The 25,551-nt window shown below is 70.8% G+C and carries 28 protein-coding genes; 19 read left to right on the forward strand and 9 right to left on the reverse strand.

Annotated features, from left to right (window positions below):
- Positions 1-60 precede the first annotated feature (60 nt).
- A complete protein-coding gene (locus AB0I79_RS47685; protein WP_357888482.1) occupies positions 61-1,155 on the reverse strand; it encodes an XRE family transcriptional regulator in 1,095 nt (364 codons plus the stop codon).
- 240 nt (positions 1,156-1,395) lie between these two features.
- On the opposite strand from AB0I79_RS47685, the gene AB0I79_RS47690 reads away from it, so the two are divergent.
- The 3 genes from AB0I79_RS47690 to AB0I79_RS47700 all read left to right on the forward strand — a co-directional run bounded on the left by AB0I79_RS47690 (position 1,396) and on the right by AB0I79_RS47700 (position 2,765).
- Positions 1,396-1,719 (forward strand): hypothetical protein, encoded by a 324-nt coding sequence (locus tag AB0I79_RS47690; RefSeq protein ID WP_357888484.1) that lies wholly within the window; start codon positions 1,396-1,398, stop codon positions 1,717-1,719.
- A gap of 113 nt (positions 1,720-1,832) precedes the next feature.
- Complete coding sequence (locus tag AB0I79_RS47695; protein ID WP_357888487.1) at positions 1,833-1,967, forward strand: hypothetical protein; 135 nt, start codon at positions 1,833-1,835, stop codon at positions 1,965-1,967.
- Between the two features lie 30 nt (positions 1,968-1,997).
- Positions 1,998-2,765 (forward strand): GNAT family N-acetyltransferase, encoded by a 768-nt coding sequence (locus AB0I79_RS47700; RefSeq protein ID WP_357888489.1) that lies wholly within the window; start codon positions 1,998-2,000, stop codon positions 2,763-2,765.
- Positions 2,766-2,938: 173 nt separating this feature from the next.
- On the opposite strand, the gene AB0I79_RS47705 is transcribed toward AB0I79_RS47700, so the two are convergent.
- From AB0I79_RS47705 to AB0I79_RS47715, 3 genes are all read right to left on the reverse strand, one after another.
- Complete coding sequence (locus AB0I79_RS47705) at positions 2,939-3,541, reverse strand: hypothetical protein (protein ID WP_357888492.1); 603 nt, start codon at positions 3,539-3,541, stop codon at positions 2,939-2,941.
- 122 nt (positions 3,542-3,663) lie between these two features.
- A complete protein-coding gene (locus tag AB0I79_RS47710) occupies positions 3,664-4,344 on the reverse strand; it encodes an NADPH-dependent F420 reductase (protein ID WP_357888495.1) in 681 nt (226 codons plus the stop codon).
- Complete coding sequence (locus AB0I79_RS47715; protein ID WP_357888498.1) at positions 4,341-5,234, reverse strand: helix-turn-helix transcriptional regulator; 894 nt, start codon at positions 5,232-5,234, stop codon at positions 4,341-4,343. The genes AB0I79_RS47710 and AB0I79_RS47715 overlap by 4 nt, the downstream gene beginning before the upstream one ends.
- 80 nt (positions 5,235-5,314) lie before the next feature.
- On the opposite strand from AB0I79_RS47715, the gene AB0I79_RS47720 reads away from it, so the two are divergent.
- From AB0I79_RS47720 to AB0I79_RS47730, 3 genes are all read left to right on the forward strand, one after another.
- On the forward strand, positions 5,315-6,829 hold the full coding sequence (locus tag AB0I79_RS47720; protein ID WP_357888501.1) for an MFS transporter: 1,515 nt from the start codon (positions 5,315-5,317) through the stop codon (positions 6,827-6,829).
- A 239-nt stretch (positions 6,830-7,068) separates the two neighbouring features.
- Complete coding sequence (locus AB0I79_RS47725; protein WP_357888504.1) at positions 7,069-8,280, forward strand: sensor histidine kinase; 1,212 nt, start codon at positions 7,069-7,071, stop codon at positions 8,278-8,280.
- Positions 8,267-9,124 carry a response regulator transcription factor gene (locus AB0I79_RS47730; RefSeq protein WP_357888507.1) on the forward strand — a complete coding sequence of 286 codons (858 nt, stop codon included), beginning with the start codon at positions 8,267-8,269 and terminating at the stop codon, positions 9,122-9,124. The genes AB0I79_RS47725 and AB0I79_RS47730 overlap by 14 nt, the downstream gene beginning before the upstream one ends.
- 103 nt (positions 9,125-9,227) lie before the next feature.
- On the opposite strand, the gene AB0I79_RS47735 is transcribed toward AB0I79_RS47730, so the two are convergent.
- Positions 9,228-9,827 (reverse strand): dihydrofolate reductase family protein, encoded by a 600-nt coding sequence (locus tag AB0I79_RS47735; protein WP_357888510.1) that lies wholly within the window; start codon positions 9,825-9,827, stop codon positions 9,228-9,230.
- A gap of 194 nt (positions 9,828-10,021) precedes the next feature.
- Between AB0I79_RS47735 and AB0I79_RS47740 the strand changes: the two genes are divergently transcribed.
- The gene (locus AB0I79_RS47740; RefSeq protein WP_357888513.1) at positions 10,022-10,414 is read left to right on the forward strand and encodes a hypothetical protein; all 393 of its coding nucleotides are present in this window, start codon (positions 10,022-10,024) and stop codon (positions 10,412-10,414) included.
- Positions 10,415-10,498: 84 nt separating this feature from the next.
- Here AB0I79_RS47740 and AB0I79_RS47745 read toward each other — a convergent pair whose 3' ends face one another.
- Complete coding sequence (locus tag AB0I79_RS47745) at positions 10,499-12,037, reverse strand: carboxylesterase family protein (protein WP_357888516.1); 1,539 nt, start codon at positions 12,035-12,037, stop codon at positions 10,499-10,501.
- A gap of 124 nt (positions 12,038-12,161) precedes the next feature.
- Here AB0I79_RS47745 and AB0I79_RS47750 point away from each other — a divergent pair, with 124 nt between their 5' ends.
- The 3 genes from AB0I79_RS47750 to AB0I79_RS47760 all read left to right on the forward strand — a co-directional run bounded on the left by AB0I79_RS47750 (position 12,162) and on the right by AB0I79_RS47760 (position 16,470).
- Positions 12,162-12,746 carry a TetR/AcrR family transcriptional regulator gene (locus tag AB0I79_RS47750; protein WP_357888518.1) on the forward strand — a complete coding sequence of 195 codons (585 nt, stop codon included), beginning with the start codon at positions 12,162-12,164 and terminating at the stop codon, positions 12,744-12,746.
- 440 nt (positions 12,747-13,186) lie between these two features.
- Complete coding sequence (locus AB0I79_RS47755) at positions 13,187-15,925, forward strand: WD40 repeat domain-containing protein (protein WP_357888521.1); 2,739 nt, start codon at positions 13,187-13,189, stop codon at positions 15,923-15,925.
- Positions 15,926-16,050: 125 nt separating this feature from the next.
- The gene (locus AB0I79_RS47760) at positions 16,051-16,470 is read left to right on the forward strand and encodes a VOC family protein (protein WP_357888524.1); all 420 of its coding nucleotides are present in this window, start codon (positions 16,051-16,053) and stop codon (positions 16,468-16,470) included.
- Here AB0I79_RS47760 and AB0I79_RS47765 read toward each other — a convergent pair.
- Genes AB0I79_RS47765 through AB0I79_RS47775 form a run of 3 tightly spaced genes read right to left on the reverse strand, consistent with a single transcriptional unit; the run spans position 16,415 to position 18,368 of the window.
- Positions 16,415-17,077, reverse strand: a complete 663-nt coding sequence (locus AB0I79_RS47765) for a TetR family transcriptional regulator (protein ID WP_357888527.1) — start codon at positions 17,075-17,077, stop codon at positions 16,415-16,417. The two genes, AB0I79_RS47760 and AB0I79_RS47765, sit on opposite strands and share 56 nt — an antisense overlap.
- Before the next feature lie 17 nt (positions 17,078-17,094).
- On the reverse strand, positions 17,095-17,763 hold the full coding sequence (locus AB0I79_RS47770) for a DUF4166 domain-containing protein (RefSeq protein ID WP_357888530.1): 669 nt from the start codon (positions 17,761-17,763) through the stop codon (positions 17,095-17,097).
- On the reverse strand, positions 17,658-18,368 hold the full coding sequence (locus AB0I79_RS47775) for a hypothetical protein (RefSeq protein WP_357888533.1): 711 nt from the start codon (positions 18,366-18,368) through the stop codon (positions 17,658-17,660). Before AB0I79_RS47775 ends, AB0I79_RS47770 begins: the two co-directional genes overlap by 106 nt.
- Before the next feature lie 109 nt (positions 18,369-18,477).
- Here AB0I79_RS47775 and AB0I79_RS47780 point away from each other — a divergent pair, with 109 nt between their 5' ends.
- The 9 genes from AB0I79_RS47780 (at position 18,478) to rfbB (ending at position 25,546) form a co-directional block, all read left to right on the forward strand.
- Positions 18,478-18,849 (forward strand): MmcQ/YjbR family DNA-binding protein, encoded by a 372-nt coding sequence (locus AB0I79_RS47780; protein WP_357888536.1) that lies wholly within the window; start codon positions 18,478-18,480, stop codon positions 18,847-18,849.
- 11 nt (positions 18,850-18,860) lie between these two features.
- Entirely contained in the window at positions 18,861-19,352 is a 492-nt protein-coding gene (locus tag AB0I79_RS47785) for a GNAT family protein (protein WP_357888539.1), read from the forward strand.
- Positions 19,353-19,484: 132 nt separating this feature from the next.
- On the forward strand, positions 19,485-19,868 hold the full coding sequence (locus AB0I79_RS47790) for a hypothetical protein (RefSeq protein WP_357888542.1): 384 nt from the start codon (positions 19,485-19,487) through the stop codon (positions 19,866-19,868).
- Between the two features lie 33 nt (positions 19,869-19,901).
- On the forward strand, positions 19,902-20,792 hold the full coding sequence (locus tag AB0I79_RS47795; protein WP_357888545.1) for an EamA family transporter: 891 nt from the start codon (positions 19,902-19,904) through the stop codon (positions 20,790-20,792).
- On the forward strand, positions 20,789-21,433 hold the full coding sequence (locus AB0I79_RS47800; protein WP_357888548.1) for a GntR family transcriptional regulator: 645 nt from the start codon (positions 20,789-20,791) through the stop codon (positions 21,431-21,433). Before AB0I79_RS47795 ends, AB0I79_RS47800 begins: the two co-directional genes overlap by 4 nt.
- 47 nt (positions 21,434-21,480) lie before the next feature.
- Complete coding sequence (locus AB0I79_RS47805; RefSeq protein ID WP_148433120.1) at positions 21,481-21,831, forward strand: hypothetical protein; 351 nt, start codon at positions 21,481-21,483, stop codon at positions 21,829-21,831.
- A gap of 267 nt (positions 21,832-22,098) precedes the next feature.
- On the forward strand, positions 22,099-23,553 hold the full coding sequence (locus AB0I79_RS47810) for a sugar transferase (protein WP_357888551.1): 1,455 nt from the start codon (positions 22,099-22,101) through the stop codon (positions 23,551-23,553).
- Positions 23,554-23,555: 2 nt separating this feature from the next.
- Positions 23,556-24,623, forward strand: coding sequence for a glucose-1-phosphate thymidylyltransferase (locus AB0I79_RS47815; RefSeq protein WP_357888554.1), 1,068 nt, complete (start codon positions 23,556-23,558; stop codon positions 24,621-24,623).
- Entirely contained in the window at positions 24,620-25,546 is a 927-nt protein-coding gene (gene rfbB / locus AB0I79_RS47820) for a dTDP-glucose 4,6-dehydratase (RefSeq protein WP_357888557.1), read from the forward strand. The genes AB0I79_RS47815 and rfbB overlap by 4 nt, the downstream gene beginning before the upstream one ends.
- Positions 25,547-25,551 lie beyond the last annotated feature (5 nt).

Consider the following 25,551-nt stretch of genomic DNA (forward strand, 5'->3'; position numbering starts at 1 on the left):
CGTGGACCTCGCACCCGGCCCTGGCACACAACCCTCCGAGGGAGAAACCATGCCGGGCCGTCACGGGCGCTCATCCGTCTCCGCTGTCGGAGGCAGATCCGTCTCGCTTTCGAGCTGTCCGTGCATGAGCTCCAGAGCTCGGTGACTGGTGATCCGACCGTTCTTGTATGCCGTCATCACCGCGTGGGCGAAAATTGGGGATACGCGAATCTCGTCCAAATCCGGCTGAGGTGTCCAGCCCAGGGAATCCCTGAACTCCGCGAAGGTGGGTGGACAGGTCCGCAGGTCCTTCTCTTCGTTCTGGTTGATCGCATCAGCGACTCTTGCCTGCCGCAGCGCGAGACTCCAGGACGTCCGGTACTCCGCCGCGAGACGAACCAACTCCGCTCTGGTGAGGGCAGCCGATGCCGCAGCACGCCGAATCGCCTCAACGGGCAGGAGAAGCTCGGCGGCGAAGGCGTCTATCACGGCTTCACGAGCTTCGCGGGAGGTGCCCACTCCCAGGTCGGTGGAGTATTCGTCTCCCAGGATCAGGTGCCCGAGTTCGTGGGCGGCGGTGGCTCGCCGCCGTCCAGGATCACCGCTGATGGAGACGATGGCGGCAGCCACGTCACCATCTATCGCCGAAGCGCCTTCTCCAGAAAGGTCGGTCACCAGGACGAACTGGCCACACTTTTCGCACAGGCCGGCGAGCGATTCGATGGGGGCGAGCCCCAGATTCAGCTCAGCTCTCAGCCATCGGGCCGCATCTGCAGCCGCCGCTGGCCCATCGACCTTGCCGTCGTACCGCTTGATGGGGATGGGTTCGAGCGCCCCGAGAGAAACCAGGAGCCGGATCTCCCGAATCCAGGCAGCGAGAGCCACATCCATGCGATAGGAAGCCTGTGTGGCAGGTGACGCTGTGTCCTCAGCCACAGGCGGGCGGTGGGACATGACGGCTGGAGGCGCGTTGAGGAAATGACCCATTGGGAGATCGAGTGCCCGGGCCAGTCGTACGAGTTCCAGGGCGTCGAGCCGCCTTGTGCCGGCCTCGATCTTACTGACCATGGTTCTGTCGAGACCGGTCAGCTCGGCCAGTTGCTCCTGGGAGAGCCGCATGGCCAGTCGGGACTCGCGGACTCGCGCGCCGATGTCGGCCCAATCCAGCGTGCTCATAGTGCGATAATCGCACACTCGCCAGTGAGGCGACCACCGGCTCGCATCTTGAAGTGCGAATTCTTTACCTACGGCCCCGGCTAAAACGTGCAATGGCCACTCATGTCACGTCTTGCCTATTGGCGCGTGAAGTGAACTGCTACCGCTACGACTACGCCTGCACAAGATCCCAGCCGCTGCTACGGCACCGACTGTTTCGAGAGCCTCGATGCGCGAGCCCCAGCCGACACCTGCCGACCAGTGGGTGGCTGGCCGGGGCTCGGGCTGGAGCACAGGGAGGGGTTCGAGATCGATCGCGGCGGGGTGAAGGCGGTGGCCGGCAGGCTCGTCGGGCTGGCCGTCAACGCCACCGACTTCGACCGGAGCCACGCCACGCCTTACGGCGGCCTCCGCTGGAACCTGGCATACCAGCTGCGCGGGCTCTTCGCGGACGCCGACAGGGCGGTCAGCCAGTTCTGGGGCGACGTGCACGCCGCGACGGGCATGGCGGGCCTGCTGATCGAACGTGCCGCGGCCAACGCATTCTGGACTCGGGCAGGGGCGCCATGGACAGTCCACTGCTGAGGCGGCTGGACAACACCCTCGCCGGCTACGAGCGGGCGGAGGAGGCCTACGGCTAGGTCGCTCGTGGCCATGGCGCTGCGGGTTTCGTGTCATGGGCTCGCTAGCCTCTTCGGGTGATTTCCTACCGTGCGATCGTCCCCGGGGAGCTCGACCTGGTGACTGCCTGGGGCGTGAGCGAGCCTGTCGGGTGGATTCCCGCCGGCCGTTACCTGGCGGAGCTGGCCGAGAACATGTACCGGCCGGAGTAGACGTGGATCGCCGAGGCCGGCAGGCGCGTCGTGGGGCGGGCTCTGTGGTGGGGGCCGAGGGACAGCGCGTACCCGGTCGCGCTCGACTGCCTCGACGTGGACCCGGCCGTGGCGGAGCGGGCCGCCGTCGCCGCCGGGCTGATCAAGGCGGGGGTGGCCGGGTTCCCGCGACCGGTGCAGTACGCGATCAAGGTGGCCGGGGGCTGGCGTGAGGATCCGGTCACCTCGGCGGCCGTGGGATGGCGGCGGGAGGCGGCGCGTGCGGCCGGGTTCCACCGGGAGGTGGAGCGGCTGCAGTTCGAGTGGGCGCCCGCCGACGGGGTGCCCGCGGCGGCGGGGACGTTGCGGTTCGCCGGGGCGTCCGACGAGGAGTTCCTGGCGGTGTTCCGGAGGGTCGCCGAGGGCAGCCTGGACGCACAGACCCGGGCGAGCGTGGCGGCCAAGGGTGTGGAGGCGGCCGCGCGCGAGGAGATGGACTTCTATCTCGGCGCGCCTGGCAAGCGCGAGTGGTGGCGGATCGCCTGGACGCCCGAGGGCGAGGTGGCGGGGATGGCCATTCCCTCGGCGACGCCGTACAGCGTGAACGTGGGCTATCTCGGTGTGGTCCCGGAGTTCCGTGGACGGGGGTACGTGGACGAGATGCTCGGCGAGATCACCCGGATGCATGCGGGTAACGGTGAGTCGCGGATCACCGCCACCACCGATATGGGGAACGTGCCGATGGCGGCCGCGTTCCGGCGCGCGGGATATCGCAACACGGAGATTCGCATCAATCTCTCCAACGACCCGCTGTCCTAGGTGTTCCGTCCCGTGAGGCCGGCGGGTGGCCGCCCAGGGCGGTGTGTCCGCGGTGATGGCCGTACAGGTGCGGCCAGGCCGGCAAGGTCCGGCCGTCAGCATGGCGGAGTGGTGTTCGGCGAGCTGTGGCGGCCTGGGCGCGCGGCTGTTCGATGCCGCTCCTGGGACGTTCCCTAGCAGACCCCCGGCAACTGGCACACCTTGACGGCCATCTTCCTGGCGTTCTTGGTCAGCCGGCCGGGGTCGTAGAAGCCTTCGTCCGTCGTGTAGATCATCAGCGCGCTGCCCCGGCGCGCGACGATGCCGGTGATCGTCTGGTTCACGCTGCCGCCCTGCCGGGTCTGGTATCCCATCCCCACGGCCTCGTCCCCCGCCTTGGCCTGGCTCGTCCGCCACTGGATCTTGAGTCTCGGCTGCGACGGGCTGCTCCTGCGCGCGCACCGCTTGACGTCGGCGCGCAGGCGGGTCAGGGCGGTGTGGGCGGCGCGGGAGCTCTTGTAGAGGACGAGCTGCTCGGAGGAGCCGCTCGGGGCGCTGGTCCAGTGGGTGATCGTGCGGGCCGCCACCCGGTCGCGGTCGGTCGCGCGCTTGTGGTGGCACGGGTTCAGCTCCAGCGGGGCGGTCAGCTTGTCGCTGATCGTGTAGCCCTCCTCGTCCACCTGCATGGGGCCCAGCTTCTTGCGTGCGTCGCGTTCGATGAGCAGGAAGTTCTTCGGGATCTCGATCGCGGCCACGGGAGAGAGGGCCAGCAGCAAGGCGAGCGTCGCACTGATCATGATGGGTTGGACACCGGTGCGAGCGACTTGGTTCGCTGAGCACCGGTGACCTTCAAGAGCTGGAGTGCCCGACGGGCGGGGGAGCCGGGGTCGGCGGTGCGGATGACGACCTGTTGCTCCTGTCAGCGCTTGGCGGCGTCCAGCGCGGTCCGGATCTTCGTGGCGCCGGCCGGCACTCCCGGCGACTCGGAGAAGTTCGGGTTGTCTCCCGCGTACGCGTTGCCGTACACCGGGGTCCCGGGCTGGAACCGCCACCCCTCCGCCAGCGGGCCCGCGTCGACGGCGTCGTAGCCGATCGCGTCCAGGAACGCGGTCACCGCCTCCTTCGCGGCGGCGTCGTCACCCGCGATCGGCAGGGCGGTGCGGTCAGGGGTGCCGCTCGGGCGAGACAGTGCCCTCAGGTGCACGAAGAAGATGTTGTTGAAGACCTTGACGACCCTCGACGCCGGAAGGTGCTGTTGCAGCAGCTCGCTCGACGTGAGTGACCCGTCGTCGAGCTGGGGGAAGTCCCCGTCCCGCTGCGAGTAGTAGTTGTTGGTGTCGAGGACGGGCTTGCCGGCGAGCGGCTCCACCGGGACGTCGCGGTAGGCCCGCAGCGGGATGCTGACGACGACCAGGTCGCCGGCCGCCGCCGCCTCCGCCGGGGTCGCCGCGCGAGCCCTGGGGCCGAGCTCGGCGACCAGGTCCTTGAGCGTCTCCGGGCCGCGGGAGTTGCTGAGCACGACGTCGTAACCGGCTTCGACGGAGAGCCGGGCGACCGTGCCGCCGATGTGTCCACTGCCGATGAAGGCGATTGTCGTCATGACCGCCCCAACTGCTGGGGAGGGTGCGGCATTCCCCCTTGGGCCGACGGCATGAGCGTGGTCGTGGCGGCCAGGTGGCGGAGCCCGGCCTCCGACTCCGAGCCGGCCTCGGCCGCGAACAGGTCCATGCCCTGCAGCTCAGGGTCCCCCGGCAGGGTGACGAGCTCGGCCGACAGCCGCAGCTCGCCCACGACCGGATGGTCGAGCACGTAGTCGCGGTGCGTCGCGGCGGCCACGTGATGCTCCCGCCACAGGTCGCGGAACTCGGGGCTCTCCTGGCGCAGGGCGTTGACATGGGCCGTGACGTGCGGGTTCTCCGGGAAGCGCGCGGCCAGGATACGGAGCTGGGCCACGTGCTCCCTGGCCAGGCGCGGCCAGCGCTCACCGTGCAGGCGCCTGATGCCCTCGTCCAGGAAGATCAGGTGGGCGATGGTCCTGCGTTCGTCGGGGATCGCGGCGAAGTCGGCGAAGACGGCGGCGGCGAGCCTGTTCCAGGCCACGATGTCGGCGTGGCGGCCCAGGACGAAGGCCGGGGTGAGCACGAGGGAGTCGAGCAGCCGTTGCAGCCCCGGCCGTACCGGCGTCCGCGGGAAGTCGCGGCAGCGGTGGGCCGGGTGGGCCAGCGCGTGCAGGTACGCCCGCTCGTCCCCGGTGAGCCGCAGCACGTCGGCGATGGCGTCCAGCACCTCGGCCGAGACGTTCTGGCTGCGTCCCTGCTCCAGGCGGGTGTAGTGGGTGACGCTCACGCCGGCGAGCAGCGCCAGCTCCTCGCGGCGCAACCCGCGCACCCGCCGCGTGCCGTTGCTCCGGTACGGCACGCCGACCTCCTCGGGCCGCAGCCGAGCCCGCCGCGACTTGAGGAACTCGCTCAGCTCAACGCTTCGATCCACATCCGCCCAGCCTAGGCAAAATTTGGCTAGCCAACACGCGGGGCTGGTTGCGGTTCCGGGACGCCAGCAGGCTGTCCGGCATGAGATCCATGATCCCTCTTGTCCTGCTGGGGCTGGGCAGCATGATCACTGCCCTCGATTTCACCATCGTCTACGTCGCGTTGCCGCAGATCGGCAGGGAGGTCGGGTTCGGCCCCTCCGACCTGCAGTGGGTGGTCAGCGCGTACGCCGTGCCGTTCGGCGGTTTCCTGCTGCTCGGCGGCCGGCTGTCGGACCTGCTCGGCAGGCGGCGCATGTTCGTGCTCGGCATGCTCCTGTACGGCGTCGCCTCGCTGCTCGGCGGGCTGGCCGGCGCGCCCGGGCCGCTGATCGGCGCGCGGGCGCTCCAAGGGCTCGGCGGCGCGGTGTTGATGCCGGCGACCCTGTCGCTGGTGGTCACCATGTTCGAGGAGGGGCGGGCGCGGAACCGGGCGATGACGGTGTGGGCGGTGTGCGGGGCCAGCGGGATGAGCGTCGGGGCGCTGCTCGGCGGCGTGCTGACCGGCGCGTTCGGCTGGGAGGCGGTGTTCTTCGTGAACGTGCCGCTGGCGGCGCTCGGCGTCGTGGCGGCGTTCGGCGTGCTCGCGCCGGATGAGGTGCGGCGTGCGGGCGTGCTGCCGTCGGACGGGTTGCGGCGTGCGGGCGTGCTGCCGTCGGACGGGGTGCGAAGTGCGGGCGTGCTGCCGTCGGATGAGGTGCGGGGTGCGGGCGTGCTGCCGCCGGACGGGGTGCGGCGTGCGGGCGGGTTCGACCTGCCCGGGGCGCTGACCGGCACCGCGGGCGTCACCGGTCTGGTGTTCGCGATCTCGCGCGGCGCCGAGTGGGGGTGGGGCTCCGCCGGCGTCCTGGTGCCGCTGGTGGTGGCGGTGGGGCTGCTCGTCGCGTTCGTCGTGATCGAGGCGCGCAGCCGCAGCCCGCTCATGCCGCTGCGGTTGCTGGCCAACCGGCACACGAGCGCCGCCGTCGGTGCCATCCTGGTGTACGGCATGACCCTGCAGTGCGTGCCGTACTTCCTCACCCTGCACTTCCAGGACGTGCTCGGCTACGACGCCATGCAGTCGGGCCTGGCCTTCCTCGGGCCGACGCTGGGGATCGCCCTGGGCAACCTGGCCGGGGAGCGGCTGATCCCGCGCCTCGGGCTGCGCGGCACGCTGCTCCTCAGCGTGCTGGTGGGGGTGGCCGGTACCGGTGTGCTGGCGTTCAGCTTGTCCGTGGACGGTACGTACCTCGGGCTGCTCGCGGGAGCCGTCGGCTTCGGGGTGGGGGCGGGGTTGTCGTTCACCACCATGTTCATCCTGGCTTCTACCGGGGTGGCCGCGCACGAGCAGGGGGCCGTGTCCGGGCTCTCGTCCACGGTTCTGCAGGCCGGTAGTGGTGTGGGGCTGGCCGTGCTGGTGGCCGTGGCCGGTCGTGGGGGCGAGGGGCTGACCGGTGAGGCGTTGCGGGTGGCGACGGTTGAGGGGTTGCGGGGGGCGTTCTTCGCCGCGGCGGGGATCGCGGTGGTCGGGGTGCTGGCCGGGCTGGTGATCCCGCGGAGGGTGTCCGTTCCGCGATGAGTTGAGCTGACGTGCTCGTTTCTCGTGCTGTGCGGTGCTGGAGGCTGCGCCTGTGCGTCGTGCGATGCTGCTTCCGGGTGCAGCCGAGGAAGGCCGTTCGCGGGGGACCGGGTGGGGCTGTGTCAGGCTGTAGTCGGATCCACGGAATGTGAGAAACCCCAGGTAAGACCTGGGTCGGACGCGAAATCTCCGACCCAGGTCAGATGCCTCGCACGACACCCACGCGGTACGTTCTCCGCATGATGAGCCCAGCACGACGGATGGTGTGGCGGCCGGTCGCCGAGGCCGGGGCGGCGGTGGCCCTGACCCTGTTCCTCGGCTACGCGCTCGTCGATCCGCCGGGGCCGTCCTCGTGGTTGCCGGCGTGGGCGGCGTGGCCGGTCGCCGCGGTCATGAGCCTGCCGGTCGCCTTCCGGCGGCGATGGCCCCAGGCCATGTTCGCCGTCGCGGGCACGGCGGCCGTGCTGGCCACCGCGGCCGGTGCCGTGGCCGCCGGTGCGATCTGGGTGTCCTTCATCCCGGCCGCGCTCACGCTCTACCTGGTCGCCTCCACCGTTCCGCTCGGCCGCTCGGCGGCGCACCTGGCCGGATGCCTGTGTGGCGCGGCGGCGGCCGTGCTGGTCTTCTACACGCAGGTGCTGCCGACCCTGCCGCCCGCTCTGGAGCACACCGAGTTACCCCCGTACCTTCCGGTGGAAGGCAGCGCGATCGGGGTCTTCATGAGCGCCTCGTGGGGGCTCGGCGTGATGGTCCGCCGCCAGCGGTTCCTGGTCGCCCACCTCGCCCGCCACCGTGCCGAAGCCGCCGTCGCCGACGAACGCAGGCGCATCGCCAGGGAGCTTCACGACATCATCGGGCACAGCATGAGCGTGATCGCCGTCAAGGCCACCGTGGCCAACCACGTGGCCGACCTCCACCCTCAGGAGGTACGTGCCGCGATGGCGGTCATCGAGCAGACGAGCCAGAGCACGCTCACCGAGATCCGCCGGGTGCTCGGCCTGCTGCGATCCGACGGCGACTCGCCCGACTCCTTGGCGCCCGTGCCTGGCCTGGCCGACCTGTCCGGGCTGGTGGATCAGGCCACGTCGGCCGGGGTCGAGGTGGAGCTGAGCGTGCCCGCGGACGCGGACGCGGTGTTGCCGTCCGCGGTGGCCCTGTCGGTGTACCGGATCGTCCAGGAGGCCCTGACCAACGTCATCAAGCACGCGGCGCCCACCCGATGCTCGATCACCGTGCAGCTCGATGACGGACAAGCGGTGATCGAAGTCCGCGACAGCGGCCCACGGACGCAGCGCGAAGCACGATCGGCGTTCCTGGGCGGGCACGGTCTCATCGGGATGCGGGAACGGGCGGTGATGTTCGGCGGCACGCTCAGCGCCGGGCCTCAGGCCGATGGCGGGTTCCACGTGGTGGCACGCTTGCCCTACGGTCCGGTGGGTGCCGCAGCCTGAAGCCCAGCTGGGTGCATCGGCCGGCCGGTGTGGTTTCTCCGGACAGGCCGATGTGATCGGATTCTGGGCTGGATGGTGTGATCTGGTTGGCCCGGATGGGGCAATGGATGTGAGCTTGGGTGCGGGTGAGGGAGTGAGCCGCTTGGGGTCGCAGGAGGGTGTGGGCCCGTCCATCAAGGTGCTGCTCGCTGAAGATCAGGTGCTGGTGCGTGACAGCTTCAAGATGCTCATCGACAGCACGCCGGGGATGGTGACCGTCGGCGAGGCGGGCACCGGGGACGAGGCGGTGCGGCTGGCCGGTCGGTTACGTCCCGACGTCGTTCTCATGGACGTGCGCATGCCGGAGATGGATGGGATCGAAGCGACCAGGCGCATCTGCGGTTCACCGCAGAGCTCCGGCACCCGCGTGCTGATCCTCACCACCTTCGACCTGGACGAATACGTGTACGCGGCGCTGCGAGCCGGTGCGAGCGGCTTTCTCGTCAAGAACACCACGGCGGCCGAGCTCCTGAGCGCGATCCGGGTGGTGGCCGGCGGGGAAGCCCTGCTGGCGCCGACCGTCACGCGCCGGCTCATCGCGGAGTTCCTGCAGCGCGCCGAACAGGTTCCACCACCACGCCCCCTCGACGGGGTCACTCCCCGGGAGCGCGAGGTGCTCACGCTCGTGGCCACGGGGCTGTCGAATCGCGACATCGCCGAGCGCCTCCACCTCACCGTCGGCACGGTGAAGACGCACATCGGTCATCTACTGGCCAAACTGCAGGCTCGTGATCGGGCGCAGCTCGTGATCGCGGCATATGACGCCGGGCTCGTGACCAGCCCTTCTCGGAGCGATCGGCGGTGATGCGTGATCCCGTGACGACGTCTCGCGTCGGGAGCGGGCAAGCGGAAGGTGATGGGCGGGGTAGGCAGGGCGCGGTCCTCGGGCTGGGCTGCGGGCTTCGGTGTTACCGGACCACTCGGTAGGTCAGGTGAGTGACGAGGCGGGTGCCGGAAGGGGCGCCGAGGGGTTCGAGGGTGATGTCGCCGACGTTGTGGAGCAGGCGTTCGCCTCTGCCGAGGATCACCGGGGCGACGTGCAGGCGCAGCTCGTCGATGAGGCCTGCCGCCAGGTACTGGTTCACTGTCTCCGCGCCGCCCGCGATGGAGACGTCGCGGTCGCCGGCGGCCTCGCGGGCCTGGGCCATCGCCGACTCGATCCCGTCGGTGACGAAATGGAACGTCGTGCCGCCCTTCTTCGGCAACGGCTCGCGCGGATGGTGAGTGAGGACGAAGACCGGCGCGTGGTACGGCGGCTCGTCGCCCCACCAGCCGCTCCAATCCAGGTCCCAGGCGCCGCGGCCGGGGCTGAACATGTTGCGGCCCATGATGAACGCCCCGGCCGCCGTGATGTTCTCGAGCACCGCGGCGTGCTGCTCGGGCTCCTCGAACATCCACAGGTGCAGGCGATCGCCCACGCCCTCGCCGAAGGGCTCTTCCAGGCTCTGGTGCAGTCCAGCCACGAAGCCGTCGACGGACATCGCCATGTCACAAGTGACCTTGCTCATCTCACTGCCTCCTGCTGTTCGGGCGCCTGTCTGGCGCCACCTTCACCATGAGGTCGGAGCCGCCCGGCCGTCCTCTACACGTCGGCGGCATGAATGTGTTCGCCCTGGAAGCCGGGTCGGTCTAGGTTGTAGCGCTGTGCCGGATGCGGCGGTCCGCCGGATGCGGTGCTCTGCCGGATGCGGTGCTCTGCCGGATGCGGCGGTTCGCGGATGAGGACGATCGGACTGCACGGGCGCAGGCGGCTGCGTCGAGGAGGGACGGCTCGGTGGAGCATTGCTGCGCGGAAATGGCGACACACCTGGAGCACGGGTGCGACGTGCATCCGGACCCCTTCGACTGCCCGGACGCGGTGGTGGTCCATTTCGCCGGGTACCGGGCCTACGGGCTGCCGATCCATGACGGGGGAAGCAGCTCCATCTCCATCCGGTACTGCCCGTGGTGCGGGGCGCGGCTGCCGCAGCGGCTCGATGAGGAGTGGGAGGAGGAGGTCCGCGCCAGAGGGTTCGATCCGGATGGTGATGAGGGCGAGTTGCCGGCCGAGTTGGCATGGGACACCTGGTGCGAGGCTCGCCGATCGGCGCGATGACCTGAGCGTACGTGCCTTTCCTGCGCTGGTACGGGCGTCGCCGTCATGCATGTGCGCCGCCATCCCGTACGTGAGTTGCGGGCGTCACCTCTTGACGGTGCTCCAGAAGCGGTACTGGTGGTCGTTGACGAAGTCGGCGCGCTTCCACGCTCCACTCGTCAGGGACTGCACGTGCCACCCCGCCTGGCCGCGATCATCGCGCAGCACGGGCCAGGGCTGCGCGCCGGCACCGTTGGGGTCGCCGGTGCGGGCGAAGCGTGTCCAGGTGGCGATCAGCTGGTCGCCGAGGCCGGCCTGCCGGGGCGACAGCTTCTCGAACAGGGCCAGGTCGAACAGGTAGGGCAGTTCGGCCATGTGCTGGGCGGCGGCGGGGAAGCTCGGCTTCGGGTAGCCCGCGTACCAGGGGGTCTGCTGCTCGGCGAACTCGAACATGCGCGTGGAGGTCCAGCGGGACAGGGCGCGGGCGGTGTCGAGCGTCGGTGCCGACCAGGTCGAGTCGGTCTTGACCGTCGCCAGGGTCCTGCCCGCCGACTTGCCCAGCGGATAGCGCCGCAGCACGGCGGCGGCGTTCTCGCCGTACGCCTGCTCGACGGCGGGCCGGTAGTCGCGGGCGGCCATGGGCTTGCCGGTGGCCAGCTCCAGGCCGAGGATCATGCCGTTCTCCTCGTCGTGGTTGACGCCGACGAGGACGGGCACGCGGTTGAAGCGGCCCGTGCGCAGGGCCTGGTCGACCGGGAGTGGCAGGGAGGGCGTGCCACTGTAGGGGCGCGGCTCCCGCTGGGTGCCGTAGGCGTCCAGGAGCTTGGCCATGGGGAGCTCGCGCAGGCAGCTCGCCACGTCGGTGGCGTCGGCGCAGCCTGCCTTCTCGATGACCTCGGTGCTCTCGGCCTCCGCCTCCGCCCTGGTACGGGAGGCCTCCCCGCAGGGCGCGCTCTGGATGATCGCCCGCTGGAACAGGCCCGCGGAGGCGGGGGAGGCCAGGTGGCCGCAGACGGCGAAGCCGCCGCCGGACTGGCCCATGATCGTCACCTTGCGGGGGTCGCCGCCGAACGCCGCGATGTTCTCGCGCACCCAGCGCAGCGCCGCACGCTGATCGTCCAGGGCCAGGCCGCCGGACTCCGGCAGCGACGGGTGGGTCAGGAAGCTGGTGGCGCCCAGGCGGTAGTTCAGCGACACCACGACGGCCCCGCCGGCCGCGAGCCGGTCCGCCCGGTACAGGTCGCCCATGCCGTACATGAGGCTGCCGCCGTGGATCCACACGATGACCGGGAGCTCGCCGCTCTTGCCCGCAGGTGTGGTGACGTTGAGGTTGAGGCAGTTCTCGTCGGTGCTGGGCTTGCCGATGGGGTAGCCGGCCGGTTGGGCGCACACGTTGCCGGGCTTGGTGGCGTCTCGGGTGCCCTTCCACGCGGCGATCGGGGCCGGTGCGGCGAAGCGGGCGGCGGTGGCGTACGGGATGCCCTGGAAGGTGCGTACCTGCGGACCGGCGGTGCCGCGGACGGCGCCGTCGGTGGTGACCACGACGGCGGGGGCTGAGGCGGCTGCTTGGGCGGTGGCCGGGGTGCCGTAGGGGGTGAGCAGCGCCAGGCCGAGGCCCGCCGAGGCGATCATCTGCTTCTTCATGGTCGTTCTCCCTGTCGATCGAGCGATGGCAGGACCATAACCCAGATTTGCGCGATCGCGCAAAACGAACGCGCAAAACGAACGCATCAAACGTTCGTGCTAATCTGTTGGTACGGTGTGCCCCATGGGAAACCGCGAAGACCTGCTCGCGGGCGCCAAGCGGTGCCTGCGCGAGCAGGGTTACGACCGCACCAGCGTCCGCGACATCGCCGCCGCGGCCGGCGTGAGCACGGCGGCGATCGGCTACCACTTCGGCTCGCGGGAGGCGCTGCTCACTCAGGCGCTGTTCGGCCTGCTGGACGAGTGGGGCGACAGCCTCGGCCGCGCGCTGGCCCCCGAGGCGGGTGACGACGCGGTTCGCGCGTATGAGCGCATGTGGGAAGGGCTCGTGCGGCAGTTCGCCGAGCATCCGGATCTCTGGCTGGCCACAGTGGAGCTGTTCCTGCAGGGGCAGCGGCAGCCCGAGCTGCGCGCCAGGGTGGCCGAGGGGATGGCGGAGGGCTGGCGGGGCATGGGGGCGATCCTGCAGAGCGTGCCGGAGGAGACCGTGTCCGAGCACACCGCCCGCACTCTCGGCATGGTCCAGACGGCGTTGATGTCGGGTGTGATGATCCAGAGCCTCGGCAACCCGGCGAACGCGCCTACCGCTGCCGAGGTCCTGGAAGGGGTGCGGGCGCTCGCCAAGCTGGCAGGCCCGCCGGACTCGTAACCCGCAGCTCCGCCGCCCGCCGGGCTCGTAACGCGCCGCCTCGCCGTCCCGCCGCTCCGCCCGCCGCCCCGCCGCCCGCCGTCCCGCCCACCTGAGTCTCGTGCGCGACCGGCGACCGGCCCGCGGCCGGGGTGATCTGCCAGCGATGCGTGGTCCGCCTGCGATGCGCAGTCCGGCGGCGACTCGGGGTCCCTCCGCGACTTGCGGTGCACCTGCGTCTTGCGGTGCACCTGCGTCTTGCGGTGCATCTGCGTCTTGGGGTGCGTCTGCGACTCGCGGTCCTTCCGCGTCTTGCGGTGCTTCTGCGACTCGCGGTGCGTCTGCGACTCGCGGTCCGTCCGCCACTCGCGCGGCTCTCCCGCGGCCCGCGTTCCGTGCGTTGACAGGCGATCCACCGGAACTCCGGACAATGAGAAGATCTTTCAGTAAGGTCGCCCGCTATGGCGATCACGAACCCATCGGACAATCCGGACGCGTTCCTGGCGGCGCTGCATGCCACGGACTGGTCGGCGTTCGAGCCGGCTCGCGACCTCCCACCCCTCCGCACCGCACTCACCCGGCTGGAGCAAGCCAGCGGGATCACCGAGGCGCACCGGTTCGCGACCGAGCGGGTCAAGGAGCTGGGCGCGGTGCTGCGGCATCCCGACGGGCACCCCGCCGAGCTCAGCGGGCACGCGCTCAGCCCGTGCGGGCGTTACCTCGCGATCGGCAGCTGGTGCGGCGACGACTACGACCGGGGCGGGGTGCTGCAGGTCTGGGAGCTGGCCAGCGGCCGGTGCGTCAACGTGCTCGACGCGATCATGGGCGGGGTGGGCTGGCCCGGGTACAGGCGCACGCTGCAGTGGTCGGCCGACGGGCAGCGGCTCGCGCTGGCGTACAACACCAACGGTGTGGGGGCGTGGGACGCGTTCGCGGAGGGCTCGGATCCGCTCGGCGAGGCGTACGTGACGGACGGGGGTTCGCGCCCGCCCGGCTTCGCCTTCGCGCCCGACGGCACGCGCGCCTACATCGCCACCGGCTCCCCGCGCGAGGTGCAGGGGTGCGTCGCGCCGCTGGCCGAGGGGGAGGTGTTCTGGGACTACGGCGAGGACGAGACCGACCTGGGCGTGGTGCTGCTGGCCGAGCCCTTGCCGGAGACGGTCAAGGCGCTGCTCGGAGGTGACGAGCTCTTTCTCCGTGAGGCCTTCTGGTCACGCGACGGGCGGCGGCTCTACGGGCACGCGCGCGGCTGGGTCTGCGCCCTCGACGCCTCAGACGGGCGGGTCCTGTGGTTCGCCGAGGCCGGCGTCGGCAGCGACGCCCCCGCCTGGAGCCGGGACGAGCGGTACTTCGCCCACCAGCTCCGCGGGCAGTTGCTGATCGGTGACGCCATGACGGGCTGGACGGTGGCGAAGCTGCCGGGGCATCCGGGCGCGTCGGAGCTGTCATGGGGCGTCCAGGGGGCCGTGACGCGGCTGGCGGTCGTGGTGCCGGAGGGCAACGACGCGCACGCCCGTCCCCATGTCACCGTCTACGACCAGGGCCGGCACCGTTACGACCTCGACCTCGCGCTGCTGCGGAGCGACCCGGAGACGGACGGCGAGGCGTGGGCGTGGTCGCCCGACGGGCTCCACGCGGCGGCGCTGACGGCTGGCGGGCAGGTCGAGGTCTGGAACCTCGCGGACACGCCGGGCCGGATCGGGGCCGTCGAGGCGACGGCGGACGCCCGCGGTGTGTTGTGGGGCGCCGACGGTGTGATCGTCACGGTCGGCGCCGCCGGCCTGCGCTTCTTCCAGGCGGCCACCGGCCTGATCACCGGGGACTTCGCGTTCCTGCGCACGCCGCCCGGGCCGCGCCCGCTGGAGCTCGACGGCGAGGACGTCGGGGAGGAGGTGCGCGACGAGGAGGGGGCGAGCATCGATCCGACGTTCGCGCTCGACGACGAGACGTGGGCCGTGGCCTTCGAACCGGGGCCCGTCATCGCCCCGCCCGACCGCGCGCATGCCCTCAACGGCGCCCTGGCCTGGACGGTCGAGCGCCGGTTCGGCTGGCCGACGCGCTGGGGCGGGCTCGACGTCGCGCCGGACGCCGCCACCGCCGCCGAGCGGTTCGGCCCGCCGCTGGAGGAGTACCTGGAGCGCTTCCGCGGCCACACGCCGCAGGCGGACGCGGCCTGGCCGCCGCCGAACACCGCCACGCTGGAGGACCTCTTCCAGCTCGCGCTCACCTCGGTCACGCCGCTGCACGGCGGCTGGGACCACCACGTGAGCCAGAACCTGCGGCACGCGGCCCGGCTCAGGGCGCGCCTGGGCCAGGCTGCCGGGGCGCGGCCGCTGCTCGACGCGATCCCGTCACCGGCCGAGCAGGTACGCGGGCGGGCCGACGTGGCGATGATCCTGGCCGCCGCCGGGAGGCGGGACGAGGCGCGCACGTTCTTCGACGGCGACGAGGCCCAGGCCGAGGCGGTGCTCGACGAGTACAACGGGGCGTTCGTGGCCTCGTCCGTGGCCGGCGCCTACGCGGCGATGGGGGATCCCCGTGCCGAGGCGTGGTTCGGGCGCGCGCGTGCGGCGATCGAGCCCGAGACGAACCCGGGCGAGCACCGCCTGGCGGTGGCGTGGGCGTTGCTGGAGTGCGGGCGGGAGCAGGAGGCCCGCGCGCTGCTGCTGGAGGGCACCGGCGCCCCCTCCACCTTCTACAGCGTGCCGCTGCTGGCCTACCTGATCCTCACCCGGCGGGATCACCTCGCCCGCGAGCTCATCCCCTTGCGGGATCCGTCGGCGGAGGAGTGGCAGCCGCAGGGCTGGTTCGACGGCTGGGAGGCGGTGGAGGTGTTCACCCGCCTGGGCCGGCCGGATCTGGTGCGCGAGTGGGCGCGGGTCTACGGCGACGGTTACGCCTACGAGGACCAGCTCGCCCAGGCCGAGACGAACGCCAGGCGGGACCCGTCCCGTGCCCGGCCGGGCGAGGGGGAGCTGGTGGCGCTCGCCGACGCCTACGCCACGCTGCTGAAGACGCCCCGGACGCAGCGCGAGCACCCGACGGGGCTGCTGGTCGTGCAGGCGGCCGAGTGCGGCCACGTGGCTGCCGCGCTGGACCTGATCGCGCGGCTGCCGGAGGACGACTTCAACGGGCGGGCGAGTCAAGCGTTCCGCGCCCTCTGGATCACCGCCACCGGGCTCGACGTGGAGCCGTGGTGAGGGCCTCGAACGCGGTATGAACCAGCCCTTTCCGTCAGGTAGCTATTTGCCGGGCGATGAGGCATTAGGTGGACAACAGGGATTCGGCCATCAGATATTGGAGGGAACGCGAAGGAAGGTGTTGTATGCACGCACGCCTTGACCATCTCGTCTGCTGGGTCTCCGACCCCCGCGCGTCCCTGGACTTCTACGAGCAGGTGGTCGGCCTGCCCGGGGTCCGGGCCGAGGAGTTCCGCGACGGGAAGGCGCCGTTCCCCAGCATCCGGATCTCGCCCGAGAGCATCCTCGACCTGATGGCGTACGAGGCGATGCGCGGCGTGGACGAGGGCACCGGGGTGAAGGGCAGCGCCGGGCACCCGATCAACCACTTCTGCCTGGCGGTCGGCAAGGAGGACTACGACGCGCTGCAGGTGCGGCTGAAGCAGCACGGCGTGGAGATCACCGGCGGCGGCGCGAACTCGTTCGGCGCCCGGGGCATCGCGCCGGAGACTATGTTCTTTCCTGACCCGGACGGGAACGTGATCGAGGTCCGATACTACGAGTGAGCCTGGCCCGCACGGTCCTGCGCAGCACCGGCCCCAGGTCGTCCAGGACCGTCACCAGCGCGGCCAGCTCCTCCAGCGCGTCCAGAGCCTGGGCCGCGCCGTCGGCGTCCACGCCCTCGTACAGCTCCAGCCCCACGAACGCCGCCGCCGTCGCCTTGGCCAGCCCGGTCACGTCCACGAACTCCGCCAGCGGCGAGCTCGCCAGCACCCGGCCCAGCGCCTGCTCCACCTCGGCCATCCACAGCTCGAGCCCCTTGACGACCGCCGCGGCCAGCTTCTCGTTGGTCTGGCTGCCTGCCAGGAGCTGGGCCAGCGCCGCGACGCTGCCTTCCGCGCGTTCCTGCGCGTGCAGCTCGCGGCCGAGGTCGAGCAGCTCGCGCAGCGAGGTCACGGCGGCGAAACGGTCGCGGTAGAGGGGGATGCGCTGCTGGGCGCCGTGCTCGCAGGCGGCGGCCAGCAGCTGGTCGACGCTGCCGAAGTGGTAGAAGACCAGAGCCTGGTTGACGCCCGCGGTCGCGGCGATCGTACGGGCGGAGGCGCCGGCCATCCCCTGCTTCTTGAGCGTTTCGAGCGCCGCGTCGAGCAGCTTCGTACGGGTGTCGGCCACCGGGCTCCCTCAAGCGTTCACAGGCGGGCCACCTCCCGCCTGGGCCTCACGCTAGCGGGAACGCCGTGCGCCGCGACCTCCACGTACGAGGCGGTGAAGCTGCCCCAGTAGCCGAAGATCCGGCCGAGCAGCGGGTTCGACACGGTGACCGCGATCCTGAAGCGCCCGGCCCGGTCGTCGTACTGCTCGGTGACCAGGGCCGTGCCGGTGGCGGCGGCCGGGATGCGGACGGCGAGCGGGCCCTCCAGCAGCCGTTGCGGGCCCGAGCGGATGACCAGGCCGCCGCGCTCGTCCACCGACAGGGCGAGCGGGGTGGCGAGGTGCTGGTGGGTGCCCAGGTAGTCGACGACCCGGGCGCCGGCCTCGTCGTAGATCATGGTCGCGTCGAAGCGGCTGAGCGGGAAGGTGCGCACGAAGGTGACGGTCTCGCGGCCGTACGAGTCGGTGTACGGGTAGTTCTCGATCCGGAAGGGGACGTCGCGGCCGGTGTCCGTGACGAGGATGTTCCTGAGGCTGCCGAGCGACAGGAACGGGCGGACGGCGAGGCCGGCGTTCCAGACGCGGTGCATGACCCCCTCGCCTATGCAGGCCTCGCCGCTGTCGAGCCCGACGCCGAAGCGGCGCTGGAGCTCGGGGTGGAGGCGGGCGAAGTCGGGGCCGAGCGCGCGCTGGAAGATCGAGGGCATGGTCGCTCCCGTGGATGCTCGATGGGGTGGCGTAGGCAGCGGCGGGCCGCGGGGGTGCCCGGCAGGGGCGGGAGGGCGACGGCGAGCGCCGCCGCCGCCAGGGCGGGCAGCGGTCCGAGCAGCCAGGCGGCGACGGCGACGGCGGCCGTTCTGGTCGCTGTTTCCGCCAGGGCCTGGAGGAGGGTGCGCACGGGCGATCTGCCGGTCTCCAGCCACAGGCGCAGCCGGTCGAACGACCAGGCGGTGGCCCACCACATGAACCGGGGCGGCAGGACGTGCGGGCGGTGGTCGTAGGAGGTCAGGAAGCGGATCCCGGCCGGCGTGGGCAGGTAGCGCCAGTAGCCGGAGCCGGCGCGGATCGGCGAGAGCGGGTGGTCCGAGCCGAAGCGCAGTGCCGAGGTGCACGTGCCGTCGGCGGCGTGCCGGTCGCCCGTGTGGACGCCGACGCCGCTGATGCCGAGGGTCGAGTAGCGGAACCTCCCGCCGGAGAGGGGCTTGATGCTGCCGAAGCGCAGGTCCCAGCGCTCGTGCCGGGCCGGGTCCTGGGTGGCCTGCCACAGTGCCTCCATGCCGGCCCTGATCAGGATCTCGATGTACAGCCGCATGACCCCTCATCACGTTCGATTTGAGCGATCGCTTAAAACGAATATAGGCGTGCTTGAGCGATCGCTCAAGACGGTCGGAAGTGTCGCTGGGTTCTGGTACACAGGCGGCATGGGTGTCAGCGTCGATGAGTTCCTGAAGCTGCTGGACGAGCTGCCCGACGTGCGGATGAATCACGGCGGCGAGTGGATCGGCCTCAAGGTGCACGACAAGGGGTTCGGCTACCTGTGGGAGGCGACCGAGACGGTCGGGCTGAAGGCGACGATCGAGGAGCAGATCGCGCTGGTCAACGAGCGGCCCGAGGTGTTCGAGGTGCAGTTCACGGCCGGGCGGTTCGGCTGGGTGGTGGTCCACCTCGACCGGATCGACGCGGAGGAGCTGTTCGAGCTGATGGCCGAGGCGTGGTGCCTGACCGCGCCCAAGCAGCTCGTGGCCGACTTCGAGGCGACCCACCCGATCGGGAAGAAGGTGCAATCCGGGTAATCTCCGACATTGTGATCCCTGTGAACGTCCGGCTGCGGGAGTGGCGCGAGGCCGACGCGCCCGCCGTGCTGCGTGCCTTCCAAGCCCCCGACCTGCGCAACCAGGCCCCCTGGCCCGTCGTGACGCTCAAGGACGCCTCCGGCTGGATCGCCTCCTGGGACGGGGTCGGGCACGCCTTCGCCGTGGTCGAGGACGAGCAGGTCGTCGGAAACGTGGCCGTGACAAGGCTCGACTCCCACGGCAACGGATGGGTGTCCTACTGGGTCGTGCCCGAGGCCAGAGGGAAGGGCGTCGCGGTGGCGGCCACCGAGCTGCTGGCCCGGTGGGCGTTCGACAAGCGCGGGCTCTACCGGCTGGAGCTGGGGCACCGGACGAACAACCCGGCGTCGTGCCGGGTCGCCACGAAGGCCGGGTTCCTGCCGGAGGGCATCGAGCGGGGCAAGCTCTGCTACGAGGGCGTCCGGTACGACGTGGAGCGGCACGCGCGCCTGGTCACCGATTGATCGGCCGGCTGATCGGGAGCGCCGCCGATCGGGAGCGCCACCGATCGGGAGCGCCGCTGATCCGAAGGGCCGGCTGATCGGGAGGGCCGGTCACCTGGCGTGGCCTGTGCGGGCTGAACTACGCTGTGGCGGGTGGACAGCGAGAGTCTGGCCGCGGCCGGGCTGTTGGAGGCTCTGAGCCGGGCGTCGGAGATTCTCGCCGAGTTACGCCATCCGTTCGTGAGAAGCGAGCACTTCTCCTATTTCTTCCCGCCGGCGGGTGTCCGCGTCGGCACCACGTTCATGCTGCCTGACGGGCGCGAGGTCAGGTTCGAGGTCTCCATCGCCGCGTCCGGCAAGGCCTTTCATGTGGAGGGCGGCATCCAGGCGGAGGAGGAGACGCTGCTGGAGCTGCCCCGCAGGAGCGTCCCGGACATCGAGGCGGGGCTGGCGGCGTTCGACGACTACGCGGGGGAGGTGGCGGCGCCGGCGGAGCGGCTGATCGAGCAGTTGCTGGAAGAATTGTCTGACAACTAGACGAGCCGTGTCTGGTTGTCTGACAATGGGTCCATGAGGAATGGACCGCTTGCCGTCGTGGGCGCCTCCGTGCTGTGGGGGACCGCGGGCACGGCCGGGTTGCTGGTGTCCGCCGACTCGGTGGCGCTGGCCGCCGCCCGGCTGGTGATCGGAGGCGCCGCGCTGGCGCTCGTGGCCGGGGCCGGGCTGGGCAAGGCCGTCAGGCCGGGGTTGTTGCTGGGAGCCGTGGCGGTGGCCGCGTACCAGCTCTGCTTCTTCGCGGCCGTCAGCCGTACCGGGGTGGCCATCGGCACGGTGGTCGCGATCGGCAGCGGGCCGGTGTTCACCGGGCTGCTGTCCTGGGTGCTGCACGGGCGCAGGCCGACGAGGCGGTGGAGCGCGGCCACCGCGGCCGCCATCTGCGGGTGCGCGGCGCTGATCGTGGGCGGCGGCGCCGAGGCGGGCGCGCAGGTGGTCTCCGGTATCGCGCTCGCGCTGCTGGGTGGGCTGCTGTACGCCTTCTACGCCGTCATGGCGGCTCGGGCGATCGGCCAGGGCGGTCAGTCGAACGCGGTGATGGGCGTGATGTTCGGCGGGGCCGCGCTGATCATGCTGCCGGTGCTCGCCGTCAGCGGCGTCGCCTGGATGGGCGAGCCGCGGGCGCTGCTCGCCGTGCTCTACCTCGGGCTCGGCACCACGGCCCTGTCCTACTTCCTGTACGGCCGGGGCCTGCGCACCACGCCCGTGGCCACGGCCGCCACGCTGTCACTGGCCGAGCCGGCCGTCGCCGCGCTGCTCGGCCTGGTGGTGCTGGGCGAGCGGCTGGCTCCGGTCTCGATCGCGGGGCTCGTGCTGCTGGGGCTGAGCCTGGTGGCGGTGGCCGTACCGGAAAGGGTGCGCGAGAGGGAGCGCATGCCGGAAAGGGAGCTAGAGTCGCAGCCGTGACGTTGCCGCTCAGACCCGTCTCCACCGTCGGCGCGCTCGCCGACGCCCTGCGCAGCAGGGTGTTGTCCGGCGAGATCCCGCCCGGCACCGCGCTGCCCGAGCAGGAGATCGCCGCGTCGTACGGCGTCGCCAGGCCGACCGTGCGGGAGGCGCTGGCGAGCCTGGTCCACGAAGGGCTGCTCAGACGTGAGCGCAACCGCAGCGCCTATGTCCCGGAAGTGACGCTTTCGGACCTCGAAGATCTCATGTACGTCCGCCGCCCTCTGGAGGACCTCATGGCCCGGGCCGTGGTCGGCCGGACGGTGCCCGAGGCGGAGGCGGCGCTGCACCGGATGGCCGCCCTGCCCGCGGACGCGCCCTGGTCGGAGACCGTGGCCGAGCACATGGCGCTGCACCAGGCGCTCATCGAGGCCGTCGGCAGCCCGCGGCTGGAGCGGCTCTACGGCGTGCTGGCCGCGGAGACGCGGCTCGGGCTGGTGCGGCTGCGCGAGGTCTACAGGGACAGGGACGTGCTCGTCGCCGAGCATCGCGAGCTGCTCGACGCCCTCGCGAACGGCCCGGAGGAGGCCGCGCGGGCGGCGGTCGCCGCGCATCTGAGCCACTCGTGGGGCGGCGACGGCCGAGTACATCGGCACCTTTGAGCGCGAACCCTTGCGGGACTGCCCCGTAACTCGCAAGAATCGCGGCCATGCACGGCAATCCGATGCCGGACTCCTACGTGTATGTCACGGAAGAGGGCGTCACGCGTCACTATGCGGACGGTAGTGTCGAGGCCCTCGCGTGGGAGGACGTGGTGGAGGTCCGTGTCGTCACCGAATCCGGGGAAGACGTCCTCTATATCCTGCTCGATCGTGACGGCGAGGGCTGCGTCGTGCCCCGCTCGGCCACGGACGCCACGTTTCTCGCCCGCCTGCGTTACCTCCCGGATTTCGACCTCGACCGGCTGACCCTGGCCGCCGACTCCGCGCACGACGGCGTCGTGGTGGTCTGGCGCAGCCCCGACCCGCCGTCGGCGCTGCCGGACCTGGAGTACGACTAGTCCTTCATAAATCGGCAACCTGCCGAAATACCGCAGTAAATCTGGCATTTCCCTGATCAACTGCTGACACTCGTGGACCGTTCCGTCAAGCCCCTGCGGGGTCTGACAATCGTCCGAATGTGGACATTTGCCGGTATTCCTCATGCCGGAATCGATCTTTACTCTTTAGTGGGGGCCGCCGCCCTTGATTGTGCGTGGGACTTGTCAACCCATGTGGTTCAAGGAACGTCAAGTTATCGCGGTGCACAGAGTTGTCAGGGTGGTGCTATGAGGGTGGGGACTGGGGAGTCCGCTGTCGTGCTCCTCGAGGCCGTACCGCGCCGCGCGTCGAGCATCTGGACGCGTGCGTACTTACGGCTTCTGTTATCCGGCGACACGGTGTGCGCGCTGCTCGCATGCGTGTGCGTGCTGGGCATCCGGCTGATCGCCGGCGCGTACATTCCGCTGGCCGAGTTCCTGCTGGGATTCGGCCTGGTCATCGCCTGGCCCATCGCACTGTGGATGGGGGGCGCGTACCGCCAGCGCGCCAACGGCGAGGGAACCGAGGAGTTCAAGGCCGTCTTCAACGGCGGCGTCGGGCTGATGGCGGCCGTCGCCATCATGGCCTACGCCACGCAGGCCGCCATCGCGCGCAGTTTCGTGATGGCGATGCTGCCGCTGGCCCTGCTCGCGACGCTGTACTACCGCTATCGCATGCGCAAGCGGCTGCACCGGCGCAGAGCGGTGGGCGACTACATGCGCCAGGTGATCGCGGTCGGGCACCGGGAGTCGATCCTCGACCTCGTGATGCAGTTCAGGCGCCAGCCGTACCACGGGATGCGGGTGGTGGGAGCCTGCCTGCCCGGCAACGCCATGGACGTGGACCTCGACGGCATCCCGGTGCTGGGCGACTTCGGCGACGTGGCCACCGTGGTCGAGCGGGAGCGGGCCGACGCCGTGGCCGTGCTGGCCTGCCCGGAGCTGGACGGCGCCGCGCTGCGCCGGCTGGCGTGGAGCCTGGAGACCGCGCGCACGGACCTGTTCGTGGCGCCCGCGCTCCTCGACGTGGCCGGGCCGCGGATCAGCATCAGGCCGGTCGCGGGCATGCCGCTGCTCCACGTGGAGCACCCCGAGTTCGACGGGATGCGGCAGTTCGTGAAGACCGTCTTCGACCGCCTGGTGGCGGGGCTCGCGCTGCTGGTGCTGGCGCTGCCGCTGCTGGCGATCGCGCTGGTGATCCGGCTGACCAGCCCCGGCCCCGCGTTCTTCTACCAGACAAGAGTCGGCAAGAGCGGCAGAGAGTTCCGTCTGGTGAAATTCAGGACCATGGTGGTGGACGCGGAGCGGCTCAAGGGCGCGTTGCTCGAAGCGAACGAGTTCGACGGAGTGCTCTTCAAGATTAGGAACGATCCAAGGATCACCAGAGCAGGCGCTTTTCTCCGGAAATACTCCCTCGACGAGCTGCCTCAGCTGCTGAACGTCCTGCGCGGCGAGATGTCCCTCGTCGGCCCGCGCCCGCCGCTGCCCGAAGAGGTCGCCGCGTACGGCGCCGACGTGCGCCGCCGCCTGGTGGTCAAGCCGGGGATGACCGGGCTGTGGCAGGTCAGCGGGCGTTCCGACCTGACGTGGGAGGAGTCCGTACGCCTCGACCTGCGTTATGTGGAGAACTGGTCGCTCATCCTCGATCTGCAGATCCTGTGGAAGACCTGGTCCGTCGTCACCCGTGGAGAAGGGGCTTACTAGCGGTGAAAGCACTCGTGCTCGCCGGGGGGTCGGGCACCCGGCTACGCCCCATCACGCACACGTCGGCCAAGCAGCTGGTCCCCGTCGCCAACAAGCCGGTCCTGTTCTACGGCCTGGAGGCCATCGCGGAGTCCGGGGTCCAGGAGCTCGGCCTGGTGGTCGGGGACACGCACGCGGAGATCGAGGCGGCCGTGGGCGACGGCTCGGCGTTCGGGCTGCAGGTGACGTACCTGCGGCAGGAGGCCCCGCTGGGGCTGGCCCACGGCGTGCTGATCGCCCGCGACTACCTGGGCGACGACGACTTCGTCATGTACCTCGGCGACAACTTCGTCGTGGGCGGCATCAACGGCCTGGTCGACCGGTTCGCCAGGGAACGGCCCGCCGCGCAGATCATGCTGACCAGGGTCGGCGACCCGCGCCAGTTCGGGGTGGCCGAACTGGACGAAGAAGGGCGCGTGATCGGCCTGGAGGAGAAGCCCGAGCGGCCCAAGAGCGATCTGGCCCTGGTGGGCGTCTACCTGTTCAGCCCGGCCATCCACGCGGCGGTGGCGGAGCTCAAGCCGTCGTGGCGGGGCGAGCTGGAGATCACCGACGCCATCCAGTGGCTGATCGAGTCGGGGCAGCGCGTCGAGTCCTCGGTGATCTCCGGCTACTGGAAGGACACCGGCAACGTCACCGACATGCTGGAGGTCAACCGGCTCGTGCTGGAGTCGGTCGAGCCCAGGATCGACGGGCGGGTGGACGAGGCCAGCGAGCTCATCGGCCGGGTCGCGATCGAGCCGGGCGCGGTGGTCGAGCGCTCGCGCGTGGTCGGCCCGGCGATCATCGGCGCCGGGGCCCGCATCCAGGACAGCTACGTGGGCCCGTACACCTCCATCGGCGCCTCCTGCGCCGTCACCGGCAGCGAGATCGAGTACTCGATCGTGCTGCCCCGCGCTTCCATCGCCGGGGTGGGCCGCATCGAGTCGTCGCTGATCGGCCACGACGTCGAGGTCACCCCGGCGCCCAACACGCCCAGAGCCCACCGTCTCGTACTGGGCGATCACAGCAAGGTACAGATCAGTTCATGACAAGAATTCTGGTCACCGGCGGCGCGGGATTCATCGGTTCCCACTACGTCCGGAACCTCCACGACGCGTACGTGACCGTGCTCGACAAGCTCACGTACGCCGGCAACCGCGCCAACCTCGACGGGGTGCCGCACGAGTTCGTGCACGGGGACATCTGCGACGCCGAGCTGCTCGAACGGGTCGTCCCCGGCCACGACCTCGTGGTCAACTTCGCCGCCGAGTCGCACGTGGACCGGTCGATCGAGGGCGCCGCCGAGTTCATGCGCACCAACGCGCTCGGCACGCAGACGTTGCTGCAGGCGTGCCTGGAGGCCGGGGTGCCGAAGGTGGTGCAGGTCTCGACCGACGAGGTGTACGGCTCGATCGACATCGGTTCCTGGGACGAGGCCGCGCCGGTGCGGCCCCGGTCGCCGTACGCGGCGTCGAAGGCGAGCGGCGACCTGATCGCCCGCGCGTACGCGATCACGTACGGGCTGAACGTCTCGATCACCCGCTGCGGCAACAACTACGGGCCCAGGCAGTACCCCGAGAAGCTCATTCCGCTGTTCGTCACGAACCTGCTGCGCGGCAGGAAGGTGCCGCTGTACGGCGACGGCGGCAACGTGCGGGACTGGATCCACGTCGAGGACCACTGCGCGGGCATCCGCCTGGTGGCCGAGAAGGGCGAGCCGGGCGAGATCTACCACATCGCGGGCACGGCCGAGCTGACCAACAAGGAGCTCACCGCGCGCCTGCTCGAAGCCTGCGGCAGGGACTGGGACATGGTCGCGCACGTGGCCGACCGCAAGGGCCACGACCGCAGGTACTCGCTGGACGACTCGAAGCTGCGGGCGCTGGGCTACCGCCCCGAGATCCCGTTCGAGCAGGGGCTGAAGGACACCGTCCGCTGGTACGCCACGCACCGCGACTGGTGGAGTCATTGATCACC

Source organism: Nonomuraea sp. NPDC050202, assembly GCF_040656115.1.
Lineage (GTDB): Bacteria > Actinomycetota > Actinomycetes > Streptosporangiales > Streptosporangiaceae > Nonomuraea.